Raw genomic sequence first — 253 nt, 5'->3', positions numbered from 1 at the left:
ACCTTTTAGTTCTCAGTGACCCTGAGCTTCTGAACCCTGTGAAAGAAAAAATCAGCACTGATTCAGTGAATGCTGAATTCGCTTTAAAAGAAACGTCTTCTATGTTCGTTACTATGTTTGAGTCAATGGACAACGAATATATGAAAGAGCGTGCGGCAGATATCCGCGACGTAACAAAACGCGTAACCGGCCACCTGCTTGGCGTCGAAATTCCGAACCCAAGCATGATCTCAGAAGAGGTTATTATTGTAGC

1 protein-coding gene is annotated in these 253 nt (G+C 43.5%); it reads left to right on the top strand.

Translation table 11 applies throughout. The features are described 5' to 3' along the window. Nucleotides 1–253 (top strand): phosphoenolpyruvate-utilizing N-terminal domain-containing protein (locus CF394_RS15500; protein ID WP_279327670.1); only part of this gene is annotated, 253 nt, incomplete at both ends.

This window comes from Tetzosporium hominis (genome assembly GCF_002265435.1).
Classification (GTDB): domain Bacteria; phylum Bacillota; class Bacilli; order Bacillales_A; family Planococcaceae; genus Chryseomicrobium; species Chryseomicrobium hominis.
This window is presented reverse-complemented; position numbering and strand designations above follow the sequence as displayed.